The organism is Deinococcus sp. AJ005 (genome assembly GCF_009017495.1).
Classification (GTDB): domain Bacteria; phylum Deinococcota; class Deinococci; order Deinococcales; family Deinococcaceae; genus Deinococcus.
The window spans coordinates 1,649,438-1,673,707 of sequence record NZ_CP044990.1; the positions used below are offsets into that span (position 1 = coordinate 1,649,438).

At 63.4% G+C, this 24,270-nt stretch carries 21 protein-coding genes; 7 read left to right on the top strand and 14 right to left on the bottom strand.

All coding sequences use genetic code 11. The features are described from left to right. Positions 1-51: 51 nt before the first annotated feature. From DAAJ005_RS09745 to DAAJ005_RS09770, 6 genes are all read right to left on the bottom strand, one after another. On the bottom strand, positions 52-1,314 hold the full coding sequence (locus DAAJ005_RS09745) for a hypothetical protein (RefSeq protein WP_151846948.1): 1,263 nt from the start codon (positions 1,312-1,314) through the stop codon (positions 52-54). 2 nt (positions 1,315-1,316) lie between these two features. After that, the gene (locus DAAJ005_RS09750; RefSeq protein ID WP_151846949.1) at positions 1,317-2,219 is read right to left on the bottom strand and encodes a carbohydrate ABC transporter permease; all 903 of its coding nucleotides are present in this window, start codon (positions 2,217-2,219) and stop codon (positions 1,317-1,319) included. Further along, the gene (locus DAAJ005_RS09755; protein WP_151846950.1) at positions 2,216-3,160 is read right to left on the bottom strand and encodes a carbohydrate ABC transporter permease; all 945 of its coding nucleotides are present in this window, start codon (positions 3,158-3,160) and stop codon (positions 2,216-2,218) included. The genes DAAJ005_RS09750 and DAAJ005_RS09755 overlap by 4 nt, the downstream gene beginning before the upstream one ends. Before the next feature lie 179 nt (positions 3,161-3,339). Further along, positions 3,340-4,587, bottom strand: a complete 1,248-nt coding sequence (locus DAAJ005_RS09760) for an ABC transporter substrate-binding protein (protein ID WP_151846951.1) — start codon at positions 4,585-4,587, stop codon at positions 3,340-3,342. A gap of 84 nt (positions 4,588-4,671) precedes the next feature. After that, the gene (locus DAAJ005_RS09765) at positions 4,672-5,697 is read right to left on the bottom strand and encodes a LacI family DNA-binding transcriptional regulator (RefSeq protein WP_151846952.1); all 1,026 of its coding nucleotides are present in this window, start codon (positions 5,695-5,697) and stop codon (positions 4,672-4,674) included. 318 nt (positions 5,698-6,015) lie between these two features. Continuing rightward, positions 6,016-6,768, bottom strand: coding sequence for a phosphatase PAP2 family protein (locus DAAJ005_RS09770; protein ID WP_151846953.1), 753 nt, complete (start codon positions 6,766-6,768; stop codon positions 6,016-6,018). Positions 6,769-6,961: 193 nt separating this feature from the next. On the opposite strand from DAAJ005_RS09770, the gene DAAJ005_RS18925 reads away from it, so the two are divergent. After that, positions 6,962-7,114: a hypothetical protein gene (locus DAAJ005_RS18925; protein WP_192930916.1), complete on the top strand. Its 153-nt coding sequence runs from the start codon at positions 6,962-6,964 to the stop codon at positions 7,112-7,114. Positions 7,115-7,262: 148 nt separating this feature from the next. On the opposite strand, the gene DAAJ005_RS09775 is transcribed toward DAAJ005_RS18925, so the two are convergent. Next, positions 7,263-8,177 (bottom strand): SDR family oxidoreductase, encoded by a 915-nt coding sequence (locus DAAJ005_RS09775; protein ID WP_151846954.1) that lies wholly within the window; start codon positions 8,175-8,177, stop codon positions 7,263-7,265. Positions 8,178-8,299: 122 nt separating this feature from the next. Continuing rightward, positions 8,300-10,150, bottom strand: coding sequence for an excinuclease ABC subunit UvrC (gene uvrC, locus DAAJ005_RS09780; protein WP_151846955.1), 1,851 nt, complete (start codon positions 10,148-10,150; stop codon positions 8,300-8,302). A 132-nt stretch (positions 10,151-10,282) separates the two neighbouring features. Between uvrC and DAAJ005_RS18930 the strand changes: the two genes are divergently transcribed. Continuing rightward, entirely contained in the window at positions 10,283-10,996 is a 714-nt protein-coding gene (locus DAAJ005_RS18930; RefSeq protein ID WP_192930917.1) for a spheroidene monooxygenase, read from the top strand. A 17-nt stretch (positions 10,997-11,013) separates the two neighbouring features. After that, positions 11,014-11,628: a histidine phosphatase family protein gene (locus DAAJ005_RS18935; protein ID WP_192930918.1), complete on the top strand. Its 615-nt coding sequence runs from the start codon at positions 11,014-11,016 to the stop codon at positions 11,626-11,628. Positions 11,629-11,701: 73 nt separating this feature from the next. Here the strand turns inward: DAAJ005_RS18935 and bshA are convergent, their stop codons facing one another. After that, positions 11,702-12,826: an N-acetyl-alpha-D-glucosaminyl L-malate synthase BshA gene (gene bshA / locus DAAJ005_RS09790; RefSeq protein WP_192930919.1), complete on the bottom strand. Its 1,125-nt coding sequence runs from the start codon at positions 12,824-12,826 to the stop codon at positions 11,702-11,704. Positions 12,827-13,035: 209 nt separating this feature from the next. Here bshA and DAAJ005_RS09795 point away from each other — a divergent pair, with 209 nt between their 5' ends. Further along, the gene (locus DAAJ005_RS09795; protein WP_151846958.1) at positions 13,036-13,875 is read left to right on the top strand and encodes a DegV family protein; all 840 of its coding nucleotides are present in this window, start codon (positions 13,036-13,038) and stop codon (positions 13,873-13,875) included. Positions 13,876-13,935: 60 nt separating this feature from the next. Here the strand turns inward: DAAJ005_RS09795 and ileS are convergent, their stop codons facing one another. Next, positions 13,936-17,115 (bottom strand): isoleucine--tRNA ligase, encoded by a 3,180-nt coding sequence (gene ileS, locus DAAJ005_RS09800; RefSeq protein ID WP_226342669.1) that lies wholly within the window; start codon positions 17,113-17,115, stop codon positions 13,936-13,938. 41 nt (positions 17,116-17,156) lie between these two features. After that, complete coding sequence (locus tag DAAJ005_RS09805) at positions 17,157-17,486, bottom strand: DHCW motif cupin fold protein (RefSeq protein ID WP_151846959.1); 330 nt, start codon at positions 17,484-17,486, stop codon at positions 17,157-17,159. A gap of 659 nt (positions 17,487-18,145) precedes the next feature. Here DAAJ005_RS09805 and rho point away from each other — a divergent pair. The 3 genes from rho to pdxT all read left to right on the top strand — a co-directional run bounded on the left by rho (position 18,146) and on the right by pdxT (position 21,100). After that, positions 18,146-19,399, top strand: coding sequence for a transcription termination factor Rho (gene rho, locus DAAJ005_RS09810; RefSeq protein ID WP_370519822.1), 1,254 nt, complete (start codon positions 18,146-18,148; stop codon positions 19,397-19,399). A 194-nt stretch (positions 19,400-19,593) separates the two neighbouring features. Further along, the gene (pdxS, locus tag DAAJ005_RS09815; protein ID WP_075831192.1) at positions 19,594-20,493 is read left to right on the top strand and encodes a pyridoxal 5'-phosphate synthase lyase subunit PdxS; all 900 of its coding nucleotides are present in this window, start codon (positions 19,594-19,596) and stop codon (positions 20,491-20,493) included. Then, positions 20,483-21,100, top strand: coding sequence for a pyridoxal 5'-phosphate synthase glutaminase subunit PdxT (gene pdxT, locus DAAJ005_RS09820; protein ID WP_151846960.1), 618 nt, complete (start codon positions 20,483-20,485; stop codon positions 21,098-21,100). Before pdxS ends, pdxT begins: the two co-directional genes overlap by 11 nt. Positions 21,101-21,185: 85 nt before the next feature. On the opposite strand, the gene DAAJ005_RS09825 is transcribed toward pdxT, so the two are convergent. Genes DAAJ005_RS09825 through DAAJ005_RS09835 form a run of 3 tightly spaced genes read right to left on the bottom strand, consistent with a single transcriptional unit; the run spans position 21,186 to position 24,255 of the window. After that, complete coding sequence (locus DAAJ005_RS09825) at positions 21,186-22,376, bottom strand: Gfo/Idh/MocA family protein (protein ID WP_151846961.1); 1,191 nt, start codon at positions 22,374-22,376, stop codon at positions 21,186-21,188. Further along, entirely contained in the window at positions 22,373-23,401 is a 1,029-nt protein-coding gene (locus DAAJ005_RS09830) for a dipeptide epimerase (protein ID WP_151846962.1), read from the bottom strand. The genes DAAJ005_RS09825 and DAAJ005_RS09830 overlap by 4 nt, the downstream gene beginning before the upstream one ends. Beyond that, positions 23,389-24,255 (bottom strand): C40 family peptidase, encoded by an 867-nt coding sequence (locus DAAJ005_RS09835; protein ID WP_151846963.1) that lies wholly within the window; start codon positions 24,253-24,255, stop codon positions 23,389-23,391. Before DAAJ005_RS09835 ends, DAAJ005_RS09830 begins: the two co-directional genes overlap by 13 nt. Positions 24,256-24,270 lie beyond the last annotated feature (15 nt).

Consider the following 24,270-nt stretch of genomic DNA (forward strand, 5'->3'; position numbering starts at 1 on the left):
CCTGTCTGAGAATGAAAGCGAGGGGCGAGAGTCGGTGAATACGGCTTGGCGTCAGGGTGAAGCCTTCAAAACCACGCGCGTGAAGCTCAGCGGCGGCAGTGTCAGCGCTTCGCCAATCCTGAGCGCACGCGGCGGCTTATCGGCGTTCACGTCCCCGTCGGTCACGGTTTTGGCCCCGATCACGCGGTAGCCGGGAAGATTGAGGTTCAGAGTCTTGCCGTCCGATTGCGTGTTGATGGCCAACAGGGTCAGAAGGTTGTCCTGCTTAGAGGCGTGAACCCACAGGTCAGCGTCGTCGCTCTGCACGCCAAAAGTCTGCCCCCGGTAGTTCGCCAGTTCGCGGAAGGCGGCGTAGGACATGCGGGGAAAACCCGCGTCGTCCAGCAGGCCGTGGTTGCCGGTGGCCATCAGGGAAAAGTAGGGATTGAAGACCGCGCCGGATTCCGACATCCGCAGCGCCGCCTCCGCCGCCCACAAGCCGCCCACCGCGTCCGAGAGGTGGGTGCCCCGGTCCGAGCGGTAAGACTGCGCGTACTCGGTCACGCCCTGTGCGAGTGGCTTGCCCTGTCCCTTCGGATTGGTGGCCGGGTCCGCCCACAGCTTTTCCACGCGCTCCACGGTGTCCGTCACCCTGCTGATGCTGGCGAAAGCTTCCGCGTCGCTGCCGTCACCGTTGGAGGGATACAGATGCCACGTCACCAGATCAAAGGCGTCGCCGCATTCTTTAATCGCCGCGTCCAGATACGAGTTTGGGTTGCTGACGGCTGGTCCGGCAATCTTGGCCTGCGGGTCAACCTTCAAAATGGCGGCCCTCTGCGCCCGCACCACGCCGCAGTATTTTTGGGGTGTCCAACTGGGATCGCTGCGGTTGGTGGCGTACAGGTCCGGCTCGTTGCCGATCTCGTAGTAGGCGACGTTCAGGCCCAGGCCCTGCGCCATCCGCACCAGCTCGGTAGCGTCTTCGGGGGTATTCTTCGCTTCCTCGCCGCTCCGGTTGCCCGCGTCACGGGAAAAGACGCGGGTTTGTAGCATCAGCGGCGGCTGACCCAGCAGCGTCCAGTTGGATTTCAGCGTCTGCATGGCTTCGGGCGTGCGGTTCTGCTCGTCCCCGATATTGCCGCCGGGCCAGCGCAGGGCAGCGGGTTTCAGGGCGTTCAACCCGTCCAGCGCTTCGGTTACCGGCATCCAGTTGCCCAGATTAAAGGCGCTGACACTGGCGGGAAGAATCGGTTTCGGTGTTGCATCAGAAGGTGTGACTGTAGCCGCCTGGGCCGACAGCAACAGCCCGAGACTGAGAGCAAAGATCTTGCTCACGCTCAGTCCTTGACCGCGCCGCTGGTCAGGCCCGAAATCACCTGTCGGCTGGCAAACAGAAAGATGATCAGCAGCGGAATCACGGTCAGCACCACCATCATCAAAGTCGCGCCCCAATCGGCGTTCACGTTCGTCGCGCCGCCGGTAATCTTTCGCAGCGACAGCGGCAGCGTCATGGTGCTGTCCTCGCTGAGACGCATGATCAGCGCGCCCTTGAAGTTGTTCCACGATCCCACGAAGGTCACGATGCCCAGCGTCGCCAGAATCGGGCGGATCAGCGGGACCACCACTTTCATAAAGATGCCGAATTCGCTGGCCCCGTCCAGCCGCGCGGCCTCAATCAGAGATTTGGGCAATGCGGAAACGATGTACTGGCGCATCAGGAAGATGCCGAAGGCGTTGGCCATACCTGGAACCCACAGCGTGCGCGGCGTGCCGATCCAGTGCAGGAAATTGTTCATCACCAGAAAGCTGGGAATGTCCATCACCAGCGGCGGAATCAGCATGGTAATGAGAATGAAGCCGAACAGGTACTGCTTGCCCTTGAAGTCGTACATGGCAAACGCAAAACCCGCCAGCGAGCAGAAGAACAGCGTGGTCACGGTTGACAGCCCCGCGATGTACAGCGAGTTCCAGAACTGGCGCAGGGCGAAGTTGTCGGTGGCCGTCATCATCTTCTGGAAGTTGCCCACCAGCGCGTCCCCGAACCACAGGTGGGGCGGCACGGCGAAGATCTGGGAACTGGGCAGTGAGGACCACACGAACATCAGGTAAAACGGCACCAGCGACAGGAAGCAGGCGACGCCCACGAAAAGCCACAGGCCCGCGCGTCCAAACGAGAAGCGGGATTTTTGCTGGGGAGGTCTGGGCGTGGCGATGGGGGTTTCAAGCGGTTGTGTGGTCACTGGCGGCCTCCGCCCCTGGAGAACAGGTAGTTGTTGATCATGCTCAGCACAAAGATCGCCAGGAATAGCAGCCAGGCCATCGCCGAGCCGTAGCCCATGTCCAGGTCACGGAAGGCGACATTAAAGATGTGCATGGCCGAGGTCAGCGCCGCGCCGCCGCTGCCGCCCGCCTGACCCACCATGATGAAGGGTTCTTCAAACAGTTGCATGTTGCCCACGATGGTGAGGGTGAAGGCGTAGAACATCATCGGTTTCAGCAGCGGCAGCGTGATGTAGAAGAATTTCTGCACCTTGCTCGCGCCGTCCACCGTGGCGGCCTCGTAGACGTCCTCGCTGATGGCCTGGAGGCCGCTCAGATACAGGATGACGTTCCAGCCCACGTAGCGCCAGAACACCACCACGGCCACCGATACCGGCACCAGATCCGGCTGCGCCAGCCAGCGCACCGGCCCCAGCCCCACCACGGACAGGGCGTAATTCAGCAGCCCCAGATTCTCGGAATACAGCATCCCGAAAACAATCGTGATCGCCACCGCGTTGGTGATGTACGGCAGAAACAGGATGGTGCTGATGCCGCTCTGCCATCTGCGCAGCGACTGGTTGATCACGAAGGCCAGCGGCAGCGCGATCAGGTGCTGCGGCACTCCCGAAAGCAGCCCGATCCAGACCGTGATCTTCAGCGAGACCCAGAACTGGTCCGGTGCGCCCAGCGCCAGCTTGAAGTTGTCCCAGCCCACGTACTGCCAGTTGCCCAGCCCGTCCAGCGGGTTCCACAGGTGAAAGGCCAGGAACAGGCTGAAGCCCAGCGGAAACAGTCCGAAGATCAGAAACAGGATGAAAAACGGGCTGACGAACATGTACGGCGCGGCGCGCTGCTGAAAGCGGTCATAGCTCCAGCGGCGGCGTGGGCGGCTGGTGGGCAGGGGCACTCGTTCTTGCATGGGGGTCATCCTTCGCGCCGTGCGCCAGGGGCAGCGCTTTTAGAAAAACAGTGCTGTGAGAGCAGCAGCGCTGGTAAAGCGGCACCCTGTAGGAATGGGAACGGGTGGGAATGGGAACGGGGGAGCTGCCTTTCTCGCTCCCCCGGACGGTCATGACATTCGGGTCAGGCCAGCCAGACTCAGCGGGCGCGGCGCAGGATCTGGGTGCGGGCGTCGGTCAGGGCCTGCTTGATGTCCTTGCCCTGCTCCAGCACGTTGGTCAGCTCGGTGTTCACGATCTGATCGGCCACCGAGTCGTACTTGTTCACGTCAATAGGCTGGGTCTTGCGGGCGGCGTCGCGCCACAGCACGCGGGCTTTCTGGTTGCCCAGGAACGGCACGCCCTGGCTGAAGATGTTGTCGTTCTGCGCGGTCAGCAGCGCCGGGAACGCGCCGTTGATGGTGAAGGCCGCGAGCTGCTGGGACTTGTCCATGGTCATGAACTTGATGAACTCCCAGGCCCACTGCTTGTTCTTGGCGGCGGTGGGAATGGCGTAGAACGAGCCGCCCCACGAGGCGTAACCGCCTTCGGGCAGGTTTTCCACGCGCCACAGGCCCTTGGTGTCGGGGGCCATGTAGCTTTCCAGCGAGCCGGTCAGCCACGCGCCGCTGAACTGCGAGGCCACGGTGCCCTTCTTGAAGGCGTCGTACCACTCGTTGCTCCACTCGCCGATCTTGGCGTCCAGCCCCTCGGTGCGCACCTGCTTGGCCAGCGTGAAGGCGCGCAGAAAGCGGGCGTTGTCCGGGCCGACCAGCAGGTTGTTCTTGCTGTCAAAATAAATGCCCTCGCCGGCCTTGAGGTTGGTGCGGCTGACCACACCGTAGATGCTCTGCGCGGTGTTGATCAGCGAGGCCCCGGTCTTGGCCTTGATGACCTTGCCTGCTGCGAGATAGCTTTCCCAGCTCTTGTTGAGCTGCGCGGGATCGACTCCGGCCTTGTCCAGCACGTCCTTGCGGTACAGCAGCGTGCCGGGGCCGATGTCGGTGGGCATGGCGATAAAGCGCTTGTCAGCGCTGGTGGCCTGCGCCACCGTGAACGGCGTGAACAGCTTCTTGTACTGCTCGGCGCTATAGGGGGCCTTGTTCAGGTCTTCCAGGCCCTTGCCTTCGGCGAACTTGCCCACGTAGCCGATTTCCACGGCCATCACGTCGGGCAGGCCCTGTCCGGTGGCCAGCGCGGTGGTCATGGCGTTGTGGTGATCGGCGAACTCCTGCGCCACCAGCTTGATGGTGATGTTGGGGTGCAGCTTGTTCCAGGCGGGCAGCACGGCCTTGATCGAGGTGTCCAGGCTGGGGAAGGCAGCGACAGTGATGGTGACCTTGTCCTGGGCGTGGGCGGTACCGGCGAGCAGGGCGGAAACAAGGGCGAACATGGCGATTTTCTTCATGGGAGACCTCCAGGGGTCAGAGTTGAAAGCGCTTTCAAGGTGGGCATGGAACGGAACGATGCATGAATCACGAACTGTCGTGCATCAGTGGCCTCCAGTGGCAGGGGAGAGGGGCGCTGGCCCGGTGGATTCGCGGATGACCAGTTGCGGCACATACGGGGACATGCTGGGCTGTTCCCCGGCCAGCAGGCGCAGGACCGTTTCGGCGGCCAGTTGCCCCAGTTCGTTGACCGCCTGATGCACGGTGGTCAGCGGGGGCGTGGTGTAGCGTGAGGAAAACAGATCGTCGAAGCCGGTCAGAGAGATGTCCTCGGGCACACGCAGGCCCCGTCGATACAGACTCAGGCGTGCGCCGAAGGCCATCTGATCGTTGGCACAGATCAGCGCCGTGAAGGGAGGATTTGCCCGGAGCAGCTCATCGGCAGCCTGCTCGCCGCTGGCCTCGGTGTAGTCGCCGCGGCGCATCAGGCGGGGATCAACCGATAGGCCCGCCTCACGCATGGTGGCTTCAAATCCCACGCGGCGTTCCACTGCGTCCTGCTGGGCTTCGTCTCCACCGATATATGCGATGTCGCGGTGGCCCAGCTCGGCCAGATGATGAACCACCTGCCGGATACCGGCGTGGTTGTCGATCAGGACGCAGCGTTCGGGCAGACCGCTGACCTCACGGCCCACGGCCACCAGCGGCACCTGCGCCGCCACCCGGCGTAGGGCCGCGTCCTCTATCACGCCGCCCAGCACGATCAGCGCGTCCACCCGGCGGCGCATCAGCAGATCGAGGGCCTGCTGTTCCTGTTTTGCCCGCCAGTGGCCGCTAACCACCAGTGGGTGGTAGGCACTGCCGTCCAATCCCTGCTCAATGCCTGCCAGGGTTTCTCCGTAGAACGCGCTGCTCAGTTTCTGGGTCAGCACCCCCACCGAGAAACTCCGTCCGTTCGCCAGTGCCTGGGCTTGCACGTTGGGGGTGAAATTCAGTCGCTGGATGACCGCCTCCACCCGCTCACGCTTGTCCGGCGTGACGTTGGCAGTGCCGTTGAGTATGCGCGACACGGTGCTGGGTGAGACACCCGCTTCCCGCGCCACATGCATCAGCGTGACGGTTGCAGACATAGGACAGCTCCTGACAGGCACAGTCGCCTGTTCATGAATATGAATTAAGACTTGTTGAACGACTTGAGCTTAGACGATTTTGAAAGCGCTGTCAAGAGCAGGCCGATCAGGGCTGCTGGAGTCGATCTGAAGCGTTGTCGAGGCGGATCGCCCCTCTGCTAGATCAGCCTGCTGAGGTTCTGCGAGGCGCACGACACGCTCAGAAGACCGACTTTTTGCCACTCTGATGGACCTGGTTGCCCTTCAGCTCGTCCGCTGCTCAGCACCACTTGTGAGAGGAGCAGGGAGGCCGGGCTGTCATCTGCTGGAGCTGCGCTGTTAGCGTGTCTGGTCCTTCTCGCTGAGCGGACTCGTCCTGGCGTCTGTTTTCGTCGTGCCCAGCGTGTCGTTCTCTCCACCCGGTGAATGCCGCAGCGTGGGCCAGCGCCGGGCCATCAGCAGGTACAGGCCGTAAGCCCAGGCGGTAGAGGCCAGAAAACCCACGATCACGTCGGTGGGATAATGCACGCCCAGATAGTTGCGGCTGGCGGCCAGCAGCACGCCCCAGAACACGCCCAGCACCGCCACCGGCCAGCCCAGCCGAGAGCGCCAGAAGATCAACCCCAGCGCGATCCCGAAGGCCGCGTTCGCCATCGCGTGGCCGCTGGGAAAGCTGAAGCCCGATTCCACCAGCACCGCCCCCAGTTCATCCGGGCGCGGACGCTGAAAGATCAGCTTGGCCAGCAGATTGAGCAGCGCCGCCCCGGACAGGGCGAAGACCAGATACCACGCGTGGACGCGTGCGCCCGCCCGTGCCAGCAGCAGCGCGACGGCCAGCGTGATGAGAGGCAGCACCCGCACCCCACCGATGACCCCCAGCGCCAGTGCGGCAGAGGTCAGCGTCGGCGTGCGGTGCGCGCGGTACCACTCCAGAATCGCCGTGTCCCAGGCAAAGCCGCCGTCGCGGAACACGTCTTCGGTCAACGAGGCGATCAGCACCAGCGGTAGCAGTACGCCCAGCAGTAGCAGCAACAGGCCGCGCCAGTGGCCCTTGGCGAACGTCACGATCTCATGGAGCAGGTTGGAAAGCACGGCCCCATTACACTCTGTCGACCCTTATCTGCGCGCTTGGCGGATGCTTAACGCTTTCGTCGCTAGGCCAAACCATGCAGTTTCTATGCGCCACCTGCCGGATGTGCGGCATGGCCCCTGCGGCGCACCATAGGTCTATCAGCGCTGGACCCACGGATGCCGCCCCCGGCAGCCAGCGCCCCCAGGACACACCATGCATTTTGACCTTCAGCGCAGCCAGCAGCGTGTTCAGGCGTTCCATCAGGAAGCCGCCCAGGATCGACAGGCCCGCGAAGCCCGCACCCCGCAGTTGCCCCCCCCGCGCCCGCAGTTCCTCGCCCTTTTACGTCGGTTGCGCCCCGCGTGATCCTCCATTCAGCGCAGACCAGATGCCGCCCACTTCGTCACTCAAGTGGGCGGCTTTCGTTATCAGCGCCGTGTCTCAGTAGGACGGAAGAGGGGCGCGCAGCTCTTGTGGCTGCGCGCCCTCGATTCTCAATTTCTATCCTGAATGTCTAGTAGAGCGTTCCCCCGGTGCTGGCATACACGTTTCCGGTCATGTAGCTCGATTCCTGCGAGGCCAGTAGAACGTACAGCGGCGCGATCTCGGCGGGCTGTCCGGGGCGGCCCAGCGGAGTTTGCTGGCCGAAGGTGGGAATCTTGTCCTGTGGCTGCCCGCCGCTGGGCTGCAAGGCCGTCCAGTATGGGCCGGGGGCCACGGCGTTCACACGGATGCCCTTCTCAGCCACCTGCTTGGCGAGGCCGCCCGTGAAATTGGCGATGGCGGCCTTGGTCATGGCGTAGTCCAGCAGGTTCTTGGACGGTTGGGTGGCCTGAATCGAGGTCGTATTGATGATGGTGGACCCCGGTTTCATGTGCGGCAGCGCCGCCTGCGTGATCCAGAACATGGCGTAGATGTTGGTCTTCATGGTGTCGTCGAACTGCTCGGTGGTGATGTCGGCAAGGTCTTCTACCGCCGTCTGCTTGCCTGCATTGCTGACCAGAATGTCCAGCCCGCCCAGGCCATCCACGGCTTTCTGGACCAGTTCCTTGCAGAACGCCTCGTCCCTGAGGTCACCGGGAATGACCACCGCTTTTTGCCCGGCGGCCTCAATCAGTTTGATGACTTCCTCCGCGTCGCTGTCCTCCACCTTCAGGTAGTTCAGCGCCACGTCCGCCCCTTCACGCGCGAACGCGATGGCCACAGCCCGCCCAATGCCCGAGTCGGCCCCGGTGATCAGCGCCTTGCGGCCCTTCAGGCGGCCAAAGCCCACGTAGCTGTCCTCGCCATGATCCGGGGTGGGGTCCATCTTCTCGGCCAGTCCCGGCGCATTCTGCGGCTGCTTGGGAAAGGGCGGGCGCGGGTACTGGGTCTGGGGATCGCGCATCTCGTACTGGTTTTTCACGGGGGGGTTGCTGTCCTTGGTCATGCCCGCAAGTCTTGTCGCCGCTGTGGTGCCAGAACCCACCCTCCCACACACTTGAAAGGTTGCCTCAAGAGACGGTGGGCAGACGCTGAATCCCCGATTTGGATGATCAGCCCATCGGACTGCTAGCCCAGCGGTACCCGGTTGGCCTCACGCTGCACCAGAAAATCCTTGACACTCTGCGCCGCCCGCGCGTTCATTCCCGGCACGGCGGCGATCTGCGTGACGGGGGCGGCGGCCAGATCCTCCAGGCTGGAAAATTCCTCCAGCAGCGCGTCGCGCCGTTTCTGCCCGATCCCCGGCAAATCGTCGAACACGCTGCGGAGCATGTCCTGACCGCGCAATTTGCGGTGGTACGTGATGGCGTACTGGTGAACCTCGTCGCGCACGGCGATCAGGATTCTCAGCGCTGGATGCGTTTGCAGCAGCAGCATCTCGCGGTTCACGCCCACCTCGGTCCCCGTCTCCAGCCACCACTGCGCCCCATAGCGCCCCGGCAGGATGATGGTTTCCTCGCGCTTGGCGAGACCCACCACCGGCACCTGAATGTTGGCCTCCTTCAGCGCGTCCAGCGCCGCGTTGACCTGCCCGCGCCCGCCGTCGATCACGATCAGATCGGGCAGCGGCAACTTGTCCGACAGGCTGCCCGTGAAGCGGCGATGCACCGTCTGTTTCATGGCGGTGTAGTCGTCCGGGTGGTCCAGCCCCTTGACCTTGAAACGGCGGTGTTCCCCACGCCGCGCCCGTCCGCCCTCGAAAACCACCATGCCCGAGACGATGTTGGTCCCGAACAGGTTGGAGTTGTCATAGCCCTCAATGCGCCACGGACGGTCCGGCAGCGCCAGCATCTCGCGCAGGGCGTCCAGGCCCGGATGATCGCCGCGCCGCTCCAGCACCGCCAGTTCGGAGTCCAGGCCGTTGACCGCGTTGCGCTGGGCCATCTCGATCAGATCCACCTTGTCGCCGCGTTTGGGCGTCCGCATGGCGGTCTTGCGCCCGGCCTTCTCGCTCAGGAATTCGGACCATAGCGGCGCATCCTCGAATTCGGCGGGCAGCAGGATCAGGGGCGGCACATGCGTCGCCTGGGTGTAGTAGTCCTGCACGAAGGCCCCCACGATCTCGCCAGGGGTGCCTTCCTCGGCATTGGTCAGGAAACGTTTGTCGCGCCCCACCACGCGCCCGCCGCGCATGCGGAACAGTTGCACCATCGCGTATTCCCCGGCCTGCGCCACCCCCAGGAAATCCAGATCGGTCTCGTCGCTGACAAAGGCGTGTTGCTCGGTGCCGAATAGTTTCTGGACCGCCAGCACACGGTCCCGCACACGGGCAGCCTGCTCGAAGTCCTGACCCTGTGCGGCCACTTTCATGTCTTCCTTCAGGCGGGTGATGACAGCGGCGGCGCGGCCCTCCAGCAGCGATTTCACGTCGTCCACCACGCGGGCGTATTCCGGCGGATCGGCCCGGTCCACGCACGGTCCCAGGCAGCGGCCCATATGAAAATTCAGGCACGGGCGCGGCTTTTTCTGCATGGGCAGTCCGCTGTTCTTGCGAAGCGGAAACATGGTGTCGATCAGGTTCTTAACCCGCCGTACCGCCGAACTGTCCGGGTACGGTCCGTAGTAGCTGCCGCCGTCCTTCAGCACCCGCCGCGTGACCACCAGCATGGGGAATTTTTCGTTGGTCAGTTTCAGGAAGGGGTAGTGCTTGTCGTCCTTCAGCGTCACGTTGTAGTGCGGGCGGTGCTGCTTGATCAGGTTGGCTTCCAGAACCAGCGCCTCGACCTCGTTGCGTGCGGTAATAAATTCCAGCGACTCGGCCAGCGAGGTGAACTTGCCACTCTTGCCCCCGGCCTTGAAATGCTGTCCCACTCGGCTGCGAATGTTGTTGGCCTTGCCGATGTAAATGGGCACGCCCCCCTTGCGGAAGAGGTACACGCCAGGGGTGGTGGGCAGCACAGGCAGATCGTCGAAATGCACGCTCCAAGCATAGGGGAGAGGAGGTCCGCGCACCGTGACAGGGGTTTCCGAGAATCTTGAGCGTCCGTGCTGACACGTCAACCGTAGGTCAGGCCAAAGTCTGCGCCCACGCGCGGCATAAACTGTTCTCTGATGTCTGTTCCGCCTCCCGGCCCACTCGTGACCCTGACCATCAACCGTTTCGCGCCCGCCGATCTGCGCGCGGGAATGCGGCGCATGGCGACCGATCACAGCCACCTGCGCGGGCTGCCGGGCCTCGATTTTTACCGCCTGCTGGGCACCGGACAGGGCGCGAAACTCTCGCTGAGCGTGGATCTGCGCCGCTGGGGGCGTTTCGCCGTGTGGCAGTCGCGCGCCGCCTTCGAGCTGTTCGAGGATAGCCCCTGGCGGCAGCACGAGCGCGAGGAAGTGGCCGACACCGTGACGCTGTTGCTGCGGCCCCTGCGCTGGCATGGGCAATGGGCCGGACAGGAACCGTTCGGCCCCGCTATCTCACGCCATCCCTCCGGCGAATTTCCCGTCGCGGTCCTGACCCGCGCCGTTATTCGCCCAACCAGTCTGGCGGCCTTCTGGCGGGCGGTGCCAGGAACGCAGGAATTCTTGCCGGAGCAGCCCGGCCTGATCTCCGCACTGGGGCTGGGCGAGTGGCCCGTGGTGCAGCAGGCCACTTTCAGCGTCTGGCAGGACGAGGCGAGCATGCGCGCTTACGCCTACCAGAGCGGCGCCCACCGTCAGGTGATTGCCCGCACCCGCCAGGAAAACTGGTACAGCGAGGAACTGTTCGCTCGCTTCGAGGTGCAGCAGGTCCGGGGCGTGTGGGAAGGGCTGCCCTCCGGCCCGTCCTGACTGTTTACACTCCCCCAGTGACTTTCTCTCGCCTTTTTTTAGCCCGTCACGGGCAGACCACCGGAAATGTTGCGGGCGTGCTGCGTGGCGTGGACAGCCAGCACGATGAATTGACCGCCGAGGGCCACGCGCAGGCCCAGGCGCTGGCTCGCAAGCTTGCTGCCCTGAATCTGGATTCGCCGCGCATCTATGCCAGTACCTATACCCGCACCCAGCAGACCGCTGCACCTGCCGCTGAGTTGCTGGGTGTGTCCGTAACCGTGCTGGAAGGCATTCAGGAAATCGATCCCGGCGACTGGCGTGGGCGGCCTTACAGCGATCTGAAGACTGGATTCGATGAACTCGTCGGCCCAGATGACAACGTTTCTTTCCCCGGCGGCGAAAGTCAGCGTGACGTGGCGGACCGTTTTGAGACGGCCCTCAGATCAGTTCTGGGTCTTCCCGGCACGCCCATCGTCGTCTCGCACGGCGGCGCATTGACCTCACTGTTGATCCGTCTGCTGCGTGTCCCGGTGGTGGAAAGCTGGCGCTCAGACCGTTTCGCACAGGCCAACGCGGAGTTGACGGAATTGATTCAGACGATAGATGGTTGGCAGATCAAGCAGAGACCCGAAAAGATTTGGCGAATCTAAATTTCACGATCAAGAATTATCGTGAATCTTTTCACTTACTAATCCAAATACATTGGTCAGTAGCACCCAGACCTCAATTACCCCGCAAGACCCTTTCATATGCTTCCAGATACTGCGGCACGATCAGGGCAGGGGAGAAACGGGTAACCGCTGCCTGCCGTGCCGCCGCGCCCATGCTCAGGTACAGCTCGCGGTCCCGCAGCACCCGCAGCGCCGCGTCGGCCATACCGTCCACATCGCCCACCGGGCAGAGGAAGCCAGTCACGCCGTCCTCGACGACTTCGGGAATGCCCCCGGCGCGGGCGGCCACCACCGGCACCTCGCAGCTCATGGCCTCCAGCGCGGCCAGACCGAAGCTTTCATTGCTGCTGGGCAGCAGAAACAGGTCGCTGATGCCCAGCACAGTTTCAACGTCCGGGAACGATCCCAGGAAATGCGTCCTGCCGATCACCCCGAGTTGCTGCGCCAGCTCGAAGGCGCGCGGGCGCTCCGGGCCGTCGCCGATCATCAGCAGGCGGGCGGGCAGTTCGGAGGCCACGCGGGCAAAGATCTGCACCACGTCCTCTACCCGTTTGACCGGACGGAAGTTGCTGACATGCACCAGCAGCGCTTCCTCCGGGTGGGCGAACCGCAGGCGGACCTCGGGATCGGTGATGCGCCGGAAGCGCTCGGCGTCCACGAAGTTATGGATCACCTCGATCTCACGGTCAATCCCGAAGACTTCACCCGTCTGCTCGGCCAGAAATTGAGATACGGCGGTCACATGGTCACTGCGCTCGATGGCGTGGCGGGTGGTGTGCCTGAAGGCGGGTTCGGCCCCCACCAGCGTCACGTCGGTCCCGTGCAGCGTGGTCAGCACCCGCCCCTTGCCGACAATGGCGCGGGCATGGATGGCCGCCGTCGCGTGCGGAATGGCGTAGTGGGCGTGCGCCAGCTCCACGCCGTATTCCAGCATCACTTCCGTCAGGGTGTTGGCGGCGGCCAGTTCCGGGTACGGCTGCTCGAACAGCGCGTAGGCAAACCCGCTGACCTGATGGAAATACGGCCCGCGCATCCCACACTGCCCCGACAGCCGGAAGGGTTGCGCCGAGCCGATGAAATGTACCTCATGCCCGGCCCGCGCCACCTGGAGGCCCAGTTCGGTGGCAACGACGCCGGAGCCGCCTGCGCTGGCATGGCACAGCACCGCAACTTTCACAGGTGTACTTCTGGTTGACAGACTTCAAGGGCATTCGTGGTCACGGCTGGGAAGTATAGTGCTGCTGCCAGGACCTTACTGTTGGAAATCACCTTCATGTTGAGCGGGCTATTCGGGCCGAATGTACCCCCCTCCTCCCTCCCCCAACGGCGGGAGACACGCGAGAAACGATACAGAAACTGAGATGAGTACAGACTGAGAATGGATAAATGATTGCTGTTCTCACCGATTCCACCTGTGATCTGCCCCCCCAGGAAGCCCAGAGACTTGGTATTCACATCATTCCCCTGACTGTTCACATGCAGGAGCGTGAGCTTCTGGACTGGCAAGAAGTCGACCCCGACGCCGTCTACAGCCACATGAAAGCGGGTGGCACGGCCAGGACGACACCAGTGGCCGTGAATGCTTTCGCTACGCGTTACCGCGAACTGCTGGACACCCACGACGAGGTGGTCAGCATTCACCTATCGGGCAAGCTCTCGGAGACTGTGGAACACGCCCGGAGGGCCGCAGCACTGCTGAATCTGGAACGGCGTATTCATGTGGTAGACAGCGGTCTGGCCTGCACGCCCCTGGCCGAGGCGGTGCTGGCTGCCCGCGCGACCCTGCTCAGCGGCGGTGATCCGGCCAGTGCGGTTCGGGCTGCCGAGGCCGTGCGCGCCCAGATTCACGCCGAATTCAGCGTTCCGTCGCTGGACTACCTGCGCCGGGGAGGGCGGATTGGCCGCGCTCAGGCTTTCTTCGGTAACATGCTGGGGCTGCGCCCGATCCTGGGGTTCGAGGGCGGTGAGTTGAAGGCCCTGCGGCGCTGCAAGGTGGACCACGCCATTGAAGACATGCTGGATGGCCTGCGCGAACGCTTCGGCGATGACGCCCTGTGTATTTCGGTGATTCATGCGGGGCGTGACAGTGGCCGGATGCAGGCACTGCGCCACGCCGTGACCAGCAGCGGTCTGAATATCAAGAACGCCCGCATGCATCTGATGGGTCCAGTCATCGGCGCGCATGTGGGGCCGGGAACCTTTGGATTCATGGCACGGCCTGCGTAAGAGCGTGAAAGAAAAAGGGACGCGGCGTAATCTTCGTCGCGTCCCTTTTTATGAGCCGTTCTAAACCGTCAGCCCGTCTGCCTCCAGTTTCTCCAGATACGCTTCTCCGCCTTCCACCTCGGCCTTAAATCCAGAGGCCGGCCCGAAGACCAGCGTTTCAGCCAGCGTCTCAGACATCAGGTACTCCTGCCACGCCTCGGCAGCGGCGCGGGCGTCGCCTTCCAGCTCCAGATGCAGGGTGATGCGGTCCTGCACCTCGAATCCTGCCTTCTTGCGCCCGTCCTGAATGCCGCGCACCAGATCGCGGGCCAGGCCCTCCAACTCCAGCTCGCGCGTCAGCGTGGTGTCGAAGGCCACCAGATACCCGGCCTCCTCCTGCGCGGCGTAGCCTTCGGGGGACTGGGCGTCCACCAGCACCTCGTCCGGCCCCAGCTCGAAGCGTTCGCCTGTGGGGGCCACGACTTCAAACTGCTGGCCATCGCGCACTGCCCGCGCGATCTCGGATGCGTCCGCCGCTGACAGGGCTGCGCGCACCTGCGGCACCGCCTTGCCAAATTTCTTGCCGAGGAGCTGAAGGTTGGGGCGCAGGGCGTAGCTGACCAGTTCGGCGTACTGATCTAGAAGTTCAACTTCCTTGACGTTCAGTTCCTCCCTGATCTGCTCACCGAAACGGCCCAGCGCCGCCGTCATCTCCGGCGTGCGGGCGCGCAACATCACACGCGGGAGGGGTTGACGCTGGCGCATCCCACTCTTGGCACGCACGGCCCTTCCCAACCCCACCACCCGCAGTACGGCGTCCATCTCGCCCACCAGCGACGGAGCTGATAAGGATTCGTCTACCACCGGCCAGCTCGACAGGTGCACGCTTTCTGGCGCGCTGTCGTCCACACTCCGCACCAGATTCTGATACAGAGTCTCCGCCAGGAATGGTGTGAACGGCGCGGTCAGTTGCGTGACCGTCACCAGTGCGTAATGCAGCGTGGAATAGGCACTCAGGTCCACCTGCCCGTCCCCGCTCCAGAAGCGCCTGCGGTTGCGCCGCACGTACCAGTTGCTCAGGTCCTCGGTCACGAAATCCTGGAGGGCGCGGCTCGATCCGGTGGGATCGTAGTTTTCCAATCGCTCGGTCACGGTGGCGATCAGCGCCTGCACCTTCGCCAGCAGCCAGCGGTCCACCTCCGGGCGGTCCTCCAGCGGTGGCGCGGCCCGCAGGTCCGGCTTGTCCAGATTCGCGTACAGCACGAAGAAGCTATAGGTGTTCCACAGCGTCAGGAAATAGCTGCGGAACGCCTCGCCCACCAGATTCATGCCGAAGCGGCGGCTCAGTTCCGGCGGGGCGGACACGTACATGTACCAGCGGGCGGCATCGGCCCCGCACTGCTCGAACACTTCCCAGGGGTCCACGATGTTGCCCTTGCTCTTGGACATCTTCAGGCCCTTCTCGTCCAGGATGTGGCCCGAGCAGATCACCGATTTGTAGGCCACCGAATCGAAGACCATCGTGCCGATCTGGTGCAGGCTGTTAAACCACCCGCGCGTCTGATCGATGGCCTCGGCGATGTAGTCGGCAGGAAAGCCGCCGTTCTCGAATTTCGCCTTATTTTCAAACGGATAGTGATGCTGCGCGAACGGCATCGAGCCGCTGTCGTACCACACGTCCATCACGTAGGGCACGCGCTTATAGGTCTCACCTTCCAGCTCGAACATGATGTCGTCCACGAACGGGCGGTGAGGATCAAAGTCCGGCCCGGTCAGCTCAGGCCGCCCGCTGAGTTCCGCCAGTTCGGCGTAGCTGCCCACCACCCTGTATTTGCCACCATCCGCCGTCTCCCAGATCGGCAGCGGCGTGCCCCAGTAACGGTTGCGCGACAGGTTCCAGTCGATCAGGTTCTCCAGCCAGCCGCCGTAGCGCCCGTTCTTGATGTGCGGCGGGTGCCAGTCGATGGTCTGGTTCAGCTCGATCAGCCGCTCTTTCATGGACGTGTTGTTCAGATACCAGCTCTCGGTGGCGTAGTACATCAGCGGGGTGCCGCAGCGCCAGCAGTGCGGGTAGCTGTGCATGAAGTTCTTGTCGCGCCACATCAGACCGCGCGCCTTGAGATCACGGATGATGTCCGTGTTGGCGTCGCGGAAGAACACGCCCTTCCACGGGCCGTAACGGTGCTTGCCTTCCGGGTCCACGCCCACGATCACTGGGAAGCCGTAATTCTTCGCCAGTCGCATGTCGTCCTCGCCAAAAGCTGGTGCGGTATGAACGATGCCGGTGCCGTCGCTGTCGGAAACGTAAGTATCCAGGCCGCTCATCCAGATCGGTGCGCCTTCGCCCTCTGCCTCATACGCCTCGGTGTAGAGAGGCTCGTAGCTCAGCCGATCCAGCTCTGTCCCTCTGAACGACTTCACCACCTCTGCGCCCTCGCCCAGCACCTCGTCCAGCAGCGTGCGGGCCAGGATCAGCACCTTGCCTTCCTTGTCCTTTGCGGCCACGTACTCGAATTCCGGATGGATTGCTACGCCCACGTTGTACGGCAATGTCCACGGTGTCGTCGTCCAGACCAGAAATGCTGCGCCCGTTTCCAGCCCGATCTTTTCTGGCTCTTTCAAATCAAAGGTGATGTAAACGCTGGGGTCCTGGATGTCCTTGTAGCCCTCGCTGACCTCAGCGTTGCTGAGCGTGGTGCCGTCTTTCGGGCAGTACGGCGCAACCCGGAAGCCCCGGTATAGCAGCCCCTTCTTCTCCAGCTCGGCCACACTCCACCACACGGATTCGATGTAGTCCTTGTGCAGCGTCATGTAGGCGTCGTCCAGGTCCACCCAGTAGCCCATGCGCTCGGTAAATCTGCGCCAGTCGGCCTCGTAGACGAACACACTCTGGCGGCATTCGGCGTTGAATTTGTCGATCCCGTACGCCTCGACTTCCCGCTTTGAATTCAAGCCCAGCTTCTTCTCGACGCCGATTTCCACGGGCAGGCCATGGGTGTCCCAGCCCGCCTTGCGCGGCACGTGAAAGCCCTGCATGGTCTTGAAGCGTGGGAACAGGTCTTTGAAACTGCGTGCCTGAACGTGGTGGATGCCCGGCTGACCGTTGGCGGTGGGAGGCCCCTCGTAGAAAGTGTAGACCGGGCCATCCTGCGTGCCTTCCAGGCTGCGCTCGAAGATTTTCTGCTCGTTCCACCACTTGAGGGTGGTTTCTTCCATCAGGGGAAATTTAGGATTGGGTTCGACGGGATTAAACATGGACATGGGGAAACCTCGGTGGGGGAGAGTGGGTTACAGAAACGGTGCTAATCGACGATAAAAAGTTTCGCCCCACTTGCCGTGCTGGAGCGGTGCGCCTCGGCGTGATCGGCCACCTGATAGCTCTGGCCGGGGAGAAGGGTGAAAGTGCGGCCATCTTCCAGTTCGGTGTCCAGTTGGCCGTCCAGCACCAGCAGGATGTGACCCTTGCTGCACCAATGGTCCGCCAGATAGCCAGGGGAATACTCCACCATGCGGACGCGAATGCCGCCGAAGTTTTGGGTGCGCCAGTGGGCCACGCCCGTCACGCCGGGATGTTCGGTCATCGGCACCGCAGACCAGTCGGTGACGCCAAATGGAATGTCCTGTATCTGCATAGCTTTCCCTCCCAACCACACCAAAAAAAGACGACACGCCTCAGCTTCACTGCTGGGACGCGCCGCCTCTTAAAAGCGTGTGCGTGGTACCACCCAACTTCGCCGCATTCTGCTACGGCCTCGTTGCAAGACCCTCTATCGGGGGGCGTCCGGGCGGGTCTAATCGGCCTGTGTGGGCCTTTCTTCCGTCTGCGCGGGAGGTGATCTTCGCTTGCGGTGGCGGTGTCTGTCAGGCTCCCACCATCCCTGACTCGCTCTTGAACGACGGCCCTGCCGAAGCTACTGTCCTCGCGTTCGCATCTGTTTGCTCACCCCATTTTCAGGAGTGGCCTTCATGGTAGGGCGGCGGGACTGTGCGGGTCAATGCGCCAGATGACAGACCAAAGAAAGGGTCGCTCCCGCCTTAGACGGGCGGTCTCCAGGCATACCTGCCTAGAATCTCCATAAATTCGCGTTATGCTGTGGGTTGATCCGCCCGCTGCCGCCCGTTTTTACCCACGATGCCCTATGCCTGGGGCGCTTATATTCCTTGCCAGGAAGTGCCACATGAACCTTTTGTTCCCCGTTTTATCTCAATTCATCCAGAAGACCTCGCCATACTTAGCGGGGGGCGGGCGGCTGTGACGGAAATGAGCGGAATCAACGCCTACACCGCCACGCTGCCGTTTCAGGAGCTGCAGCAGAAAATTCTGCCAGAGCTGCACCTGATCGCCGCCGGGTACGGCATCGACAACTACCGCAAGCTGAAAAAAGATGCCCTGGCGCTGGCGATCATGGAGCACCAGGCCGACGCCGAAGGCCAACTGCTGGCGCGCGGCTACCTGGAAATCAGCGCCGACGGCTACGGCTTCCTGCAATCGGACCTGCTGGACCCCAACAGCCGCACGGTGCTGGTCACGGCGGGGCTGATCAAAGCCAACCATCTGCGGACCGGTGACGACGTCATTGGCCGCGCCCGCCGCCCGCGTGAGAATGAGCGTTTCGGCTCTCTGGTGCAGGTGGAGGCGGTCAACGGTCTGGACCCCGAAGCCGCCCGCCGCCGCCCCCGCTTCGATGACCTGACCCCCACCTTTCCAGAACATCAACTGGTGCTGGAAGACCCCGGCAACACGGATGGCCTGAGTCTGCGCGTCGTCGATTTGCTGGTCCCCATCGGACGCGGGCAGCGGGCACTGATCGTCGCCCCGCCGAAAGCCGGAAAAACCACCCTCCTCAAGCAGATTGCCAACTCCATCGTCAAGAACTATCCCGACGTGACCGTGATGGTGCTGCTGGTGGACGAGCGCCCCGAGGAAGTGACCGATTTCCGCGAGAGCGTGCAGGGCGCGCAGGTGGTGGCCTCTACCTTCGACGAGCCGCCGCAGCACCACGTCCGGGTGGCCGAATTCGTCCACGAACGCGCGCGCCGCATCGTGGAAGACGGCGGCCATGTGGTCATCCTGCTGGACAGCATCACCCGTCTGGCCCGTGCCAACAACCTGGTCACGCCGCCCACCGGGCGCACCCTCTCGGGCGGCCTGGACAGCAATGCGCTGCACTGGCCCAAGCGCTTTCTGGGCGCGGCCCGCAACATCCGCGAGGGCGGCAGCCTGACCATTCTGGCGACGGCGCTGGTGGAAACGGGCAGCCGCATGGACGATGTGATCTTCGAGGAATTCAAGGGCACCGGCAACGCCGAACTCGTTCTCTCGCGCCGTCTGGAAGAACGCCGAATTTTCCCCGCGTTGGACATCATCAAGTCCGGCACCCGCCGCGAGGAGCTGCTGCTTCAGCCCGAAGTCCTGAAAAAGATGTGGCTGCTCCGCAAAGTCATCAGTGACATGGACCCCGCCGACGCGATGGAAATGCTGCTCACGCGCATGGGCAAGACCCGCAACAACGTGGAATTCCTGCAAAATCTGGCGGGCGGCTGAGCCTCTTTTGTCGGCGGCAAGCTAACACCTGATTTTTCTCTTCTGATCCTGGATGGCCGATGCTACCGGGGTTCTTTTTTCCTGTGTGTGGACTTCTGCGCCAATCCTAGACGCAAGTTTAAAACCGAACTGACCCCACTCTCCTTTCATTTCTGGCCCTATGCAGGGGGTCAGTCGCGGCCTATGCTTTCTCCATGAGCGATTCCCAGAACGGTATGCCCCAGCAGACAGACCTCAACTTCGGCTTCGCCGAGATGTTCAAGGGCGGCGTGATCATGGACGTGGTCACCGCAGATCAGGCCCGCATCGCCGAGGCGGCGGGGGCAACTGCCGTAATGGCGCTGGAGCGCGTGCCTGCCGATATCCGTGTGGACGGCGGCGTGGCCCGCATGAGCGATCCGAAGATGATCAAGGAAATCATCGCGGCGGTAACCATTCCGGTGATGGCCAAGGTCCGAATCGGCCACATCGTGGAAGCGCAGATCTTGCAAGCGCTGGGCGTGGATTTCATTGACGAATCCGAAGTGCTGACTCCCGCCGACGAGCAGTTTCATATCCTCAAGACGGAGTTCAAGGTGCCGTTCGTCTGTGGGGCCAAGAATCTGGGCGAGGCGCTGCGCCGTGTGGCCGAAGGAGCCAGCATGATTCGCACCAAGGGCGAGGCGGGCACCGGCAACGTGGTGGAAGCTGTCCGGCACGCCCGCACCATCCTGGGCGAGATTCGCAGCATCCAGGCCCGCCCCGTTGAGGAGCTGATGACGGTGGCCCGTGACCTGCAAGCCCCCTACGAACTGGTGAAATATGTCCACCAGCACGGCAAGCTGCCTGTGGTGAACTTTGCTGCTGGTGGGATCGCAACGCCTGCCGACGCGGCCCTGATGATGGTGCTGGGGCTGGACGGCGTGTTCGTGGGCAGCGGCATCTTCAAGAGCGACAACCCCGAACGCCGCGCGCAGGCCATCGTCAAAGCCGTGACCCATTATCAGAATCCTGAACTGCTGGCCGAGATCAGTGAGGATCTGGGCGCACCCATGACCGGTATCAACATCGACGATCTGATTCCTGCCGAACGCCTCGCCTCGCGTGGCTGGTAAACCGCTCAGCATTGGCGTCCTTGCTCTCCAGGGGGCATTCCGTGAACACTGCCGCCTGCTGGAATCACTGGGGGTGGCGGTGCAGGAGGTGCGCCTGCCCGCTGATCTCGCGGGCCTCGATGGCCTGATCCTGCCCGGCGGGGAGAGTACGACGATGGCCCGCCTGCTCACGGAGTATGCCCTGTGGGAGCCGATCCGGGACTTCCACGCGGGCGGGGGAGCCATCTGGGGCACTTGCGCTGGGGCCATCCTGCTGGCCCGCGAGGTCCAGGGTGCGCCGCCGCAATTTGGTGGTCAGCAGGAAAGCCTGCGTCTGCTGAACACTACTGTGCAGCGCAACGCCTTTGGGCGGCAGATCAATTCCTTTGCCGCCCCCCTGATTGTTCAGGGCCTGGATTTGCCGTTTCCCGCCGTTTTCATTCGCGCGCCAGCCTTTAGCGGTGCTGGCGTAGAGGCCACGGTTCTGGCCGAGTGGGACGGTCAGGCCGTAATGCTGCGTCAGGGCCGGATTCTGGCGACGGCATTTCATCCTGAACTGAGTGGAGATGCCGGAATCCACAAGCTTTTTATGGAAATGGTCCAGGAAGCGCAAATCGCAAACGCATAGCAAAGATAATATTCACGAATTAGATTTATCGTGAAGCTATTCACTTAATCGTTCCAAGCTATGAGCTTCTAGAAATTTAAACAACTCAGAGAAGTCGGGAACACTCCGCCGCAAACGCTATCCGGTGGGAATCCAGCGATTCGGAGAGGGGAGTGGGAAGCCCCACCTCACCCCGCAGCAAGGCCAGCCAGCCGCGCACCAGCCCCACGTCGCCGCCACCGTGGTTGCCATCCGCTACCACCGTCCAGCATTCCACGGTGCCATGCCGAAAGTCATGGAGTTCCAGCTCGCCGCGCTCCATCTGCCCGCGCAGTTCGCCATGCGTGCCGAGCAGTTTGAAGGTGCGGGTGTTGTTGTGCGTGAAGGCACTGACGGTCAGCCCAGCAGTCACGCCATTCTCGAAGGTGACGGTCACGGACTGATGATCGGCCACGTCGTTCAGGCCTAGGTAGACGCATTGGCCGTATGGCCCGGTCTCCAACGCCCCGGCCAGCGTCTGACCCCCGGCGGTCAACACCGTGTTGGGCCAGCTTTCCAGCGGGCGACTGCCGTAAATCTGGCGCGCGTCGTAGGGGCAGGCTACCACCGGGCAGGTTACGCAGCGGTCAGAAGCTGCTGCTGGCGCGTTCTCGGGGCGAAAGTGGTGCAGGCTGCCCTGACTGTCCACCCGTGACGGCGGCGCACCCGCGAACCAGCGCAGCAGGTCCAGATCATGGCAACTCTTGGCGAGGAGAAACGGTGCTGCCGGGGGAGAGGCCCGCCAGTTGCCCCGCACGTAGGAGTGCGCGTAATGCCAGTAAGCCACGTTCTCCGCGTGCTGGATGCCCACCAACTGGCCCAACCGCCCGGAATCCAGGACCTGCTTCACCTCCTGGAAGAACGGCGTGGCCCGCAGCACATGACAGACGGTCACACTCCCAACCGACTGGGCCTCGGCCTGAAGCAACACGTTTAGTTCGGCCTCGGCCAGACAGATCGGCTTCTCCAGCAGCACGTCGTACCCCAGCGCCAGAGCTTGCAGGCATGGCTGAACATGCTGATCATCGGGGGTGGCGATCACGACGGCGTCGGCCACACGTCCCAGTGCGAAGAAGTTATCCCAGTCGGAGAAACAGCCTTCCGGCCCAAGGCCATGTCGGGCGGCCACTTCCGACAACCGGGCCGCGCGGGGGTCTACCAGATGCGTGATCCGCACGCCCTGTGCAGCCAGATGCCGGGCATAGACATCTGCCCCCCGGTTGCCGCAGCCGATGACGGCGACGGTGACTTCATTCATCCCCTTGTCACGCCCCAGCCCACGCCCTGCGGCCTCGCCAGTTCGCCCGCCGTCCATTCCAGCCCGGTAAATGGATCGTCGGCCAGCAGCAGCGCCCCGTCCAGATCGGCCCAGTCGCACAGTCCGGCCAGATGCGCGGCGGCAGAGATGCCCAGGCTACTTTCAATCATGCAGCCGATCATCACGCTCAGGCCGTGGGCGCGGGCCAGTCGCAAGGCCGCGAGCGCCTGGAGTGGCCCGCCCAGCTTGGCGAGTTTGAGGTTCACGCCATCAAAAGCTTCAGCCAGCGCAGTCACGTCGCGGACATGGTGTAGGCTCTCGTCGGCCACCAGCGGCACGCGCGACAGGCGGCGCAGTTCGGCGTGGCCCTCCAGATCGTCCGCCGCCAGGGGTTGTTCCACCAGTTCTACCCCCACCGCTTCCAGCACACCCAGCATGCGTTTGGCCTGCGGGCGCGTCCAGGCGGCGTTGGCATCCACACGCAGGGCCACGTCTGGAGCCTCCCCGCGCAAGGCTTCTAGAATCGCCGTGTCCCGCTCCGTCCCCAGCTTGACCTTGAGAACCGTGTGCCCGGCGGCCACCGCCTCACGCGCCTGCCGCTGCATGTCGGGGATGTCGGCCAGACTGACCGTGTAACTGCTGCGGGGCAGCGGAGCGGGGGAGAGGCCCAGCAGTTTCCAGACGGGCAGACCCACCGAGGCCGCGCACCATTCTAGCGCCGCCATCTCCAGCGCGCATTTGACCGAGGGGTGATCGTGCGGCATCCGCGCTGAAAGGCTCGCGTGCAGGCCATCCCAGTCCCAGGGATCGGTTAAAGCCTGGGCCAGCAGAGGCAGCACCGCCTCCACCGTGCCGCGCGTCTCGCCGTAAAAAGCGTTTGGAGCCGCCTCGCCCCGGCCCACGATTCCATCCCGTGTGAAAGTGACGATGGTGCGCGGATAGATGCTGTGTGTCCAGCGGGCGATGCCGAAGGGCTGCGCGGTGTGCAGCTCCAGGGTTTCCCAGGCCACGCTCACGCCGTCCACCGTCCGAAGCCCGTGCAGCCTTCCGCCAGCTTCTGTCCGTACTCGCCCTCGCTCAACGTCTCCACGGTCACACGCATATTCGTGGCATTGGCGTGGACCATCCGCCGTTCGTCCAGCATCAGGCCGACGTGACCGGGGAAGAAGGCCAGATCGCCGCGCTGGGGCCGTTCCACCACACCCAGAAATTCCTGCTGCTGATCGGCGTCACGGGGAATGGGTTGTCCGAACGCGGCGAACACCAGTTGCGTTAATCCCGAGCAGTCTAGTCCCCAGGCGCCGCGCCCCCCCCAGACATACGGCGTGTCCAGAAAGCGCAGGGCCAGCGCAGCCGCATCGGCTTCACGGATAGGGGAGATGACAGCCTCGCCCACCCATGCATCTTTGCCGCTGGGAAGTGAGACCGGCAGCCAGCGCCGCCCACCTTCGGTCACGGTTTCGCCCGGTGCGTGAATGATCCTGGCCCCCAGGCACAGCTCTCCAACAATCGGCTGGCTGACCTTCGGCCCGGCGTAAGCGTGGGCGCGCAGGGCGGTCACCGTCAGTAAATCGCCGTGCTGTGGCCCGGTCAACCCCGCTGCCGGAGTCCAGCCCAGGTAGCGGTCATGGACGGTGCGGATATAGGCCCAGCCATTTCCGTCTTCCCAGAGCAACTCCAGCGCCTCGCCGAGCAGCGCCTCCGAGACCTGGGCCGCGTCGGCGCGGGGTCCAGAGCGCAGGCTTAGACGGCTGATGGCGGCCATTGGACGTGGGGTGATATAGGTCCAATCGGCCTCTGAAAGTTGGCCGCGCAGGGCGTCCTCGGCCAGGAGGGAGTCGGGCTGATAGGCGTGGGTGCGAGAATCGGGGAGGGACATGTCCGACAGGGTAGC

Bases quoted from the DNA above. Each gene is read 5' to 3' on its own strand.
- DAAJ005_RS09825 (WP_151846961.1), bottom strand. From the start codon at position 22,376: ATGAATGAAGTCACCGTCGCCGTCATCGGCTGCGGCAACCGGGGGGCA.
- DAAJ005_RS09805 (WP_151846959.1), bottom strand. From the start codon at position 17,486: ATGCAGATACAGGACATTCCATTTGGCGTCACCGACTGGTCTGCGGTG.
- pdxS (WP_075831192.1), top strand. From the start codon at position 19,594: ATGAGCGATTCCCAGAACGGTATGCCCCAGCAGACAGACCTCAACTTC.
- DAAJ005_RS09835 (WP_151846963.1), bottom strand. From the start codon at position 24,255: ATGTCCCTCCCCGATTCTCGCACCCACGCCTATCAGCCCGACTCCCTC.
- ileS (WP_226342669.1), bottom strand. From the start codon at position 17,115: ATGTCCATGTTTAATCCCGTCGAACCCAATCCTAAATTTCCCCTGATG.
- DAAJ005_RS09795 (WP_151846958.1), top strand. From the start codon at position 13,036: ATGATTGCTGTTCTCACCGATTCCACCTGTGATCTGCCCCCCCAGGAA.
- DAAJ005_RS18925 (WP_192930916.1), top strand. From the start codon at position 6,962: ATGCATTTTGACCTTCAGCGCAGCCAGCAGCGTGTTCAGGCGTTCCAT.
- DAAJ005_RS09765 (WP_151846952.1), bottom strand. From the start codon at position 5,697: ATGTCTGCAACCGTCACGCTGATGCATGTGGCGCGGGAAGCGGGTGTC.
- DAAJ005_RS18930 (WP_192930917.1), top strand. From the start codon at position 10,283: ATGTCTGTTCCGCCTCCCGGCCCACTCGTGACCCTGACCATCAACCGT.
- DAAJ005_RS09755 (WP_151846950.1), bottom strand. From the start codon at position 3,160: ATGCAAGAACGAGTGCCCCTGCCCACCAGCCGCCCACGCCGCCGCTGG.
- DAAJ005_RS09760 (WP_151846951.1), bottom strand. From the start codon at position 4,587: ATGAAGAAAATCGCCATGTTCGCCCTTGTTTCCGCCCTGCTCGCCGGT.
- DAAJ005_RS09775 (WP_151846954.1), bottom strand. From the start codon at position 8,177: ATGACCAAGGACAGCAACCCCCCCGTGAAAAACCAGTACGAGATGCGC.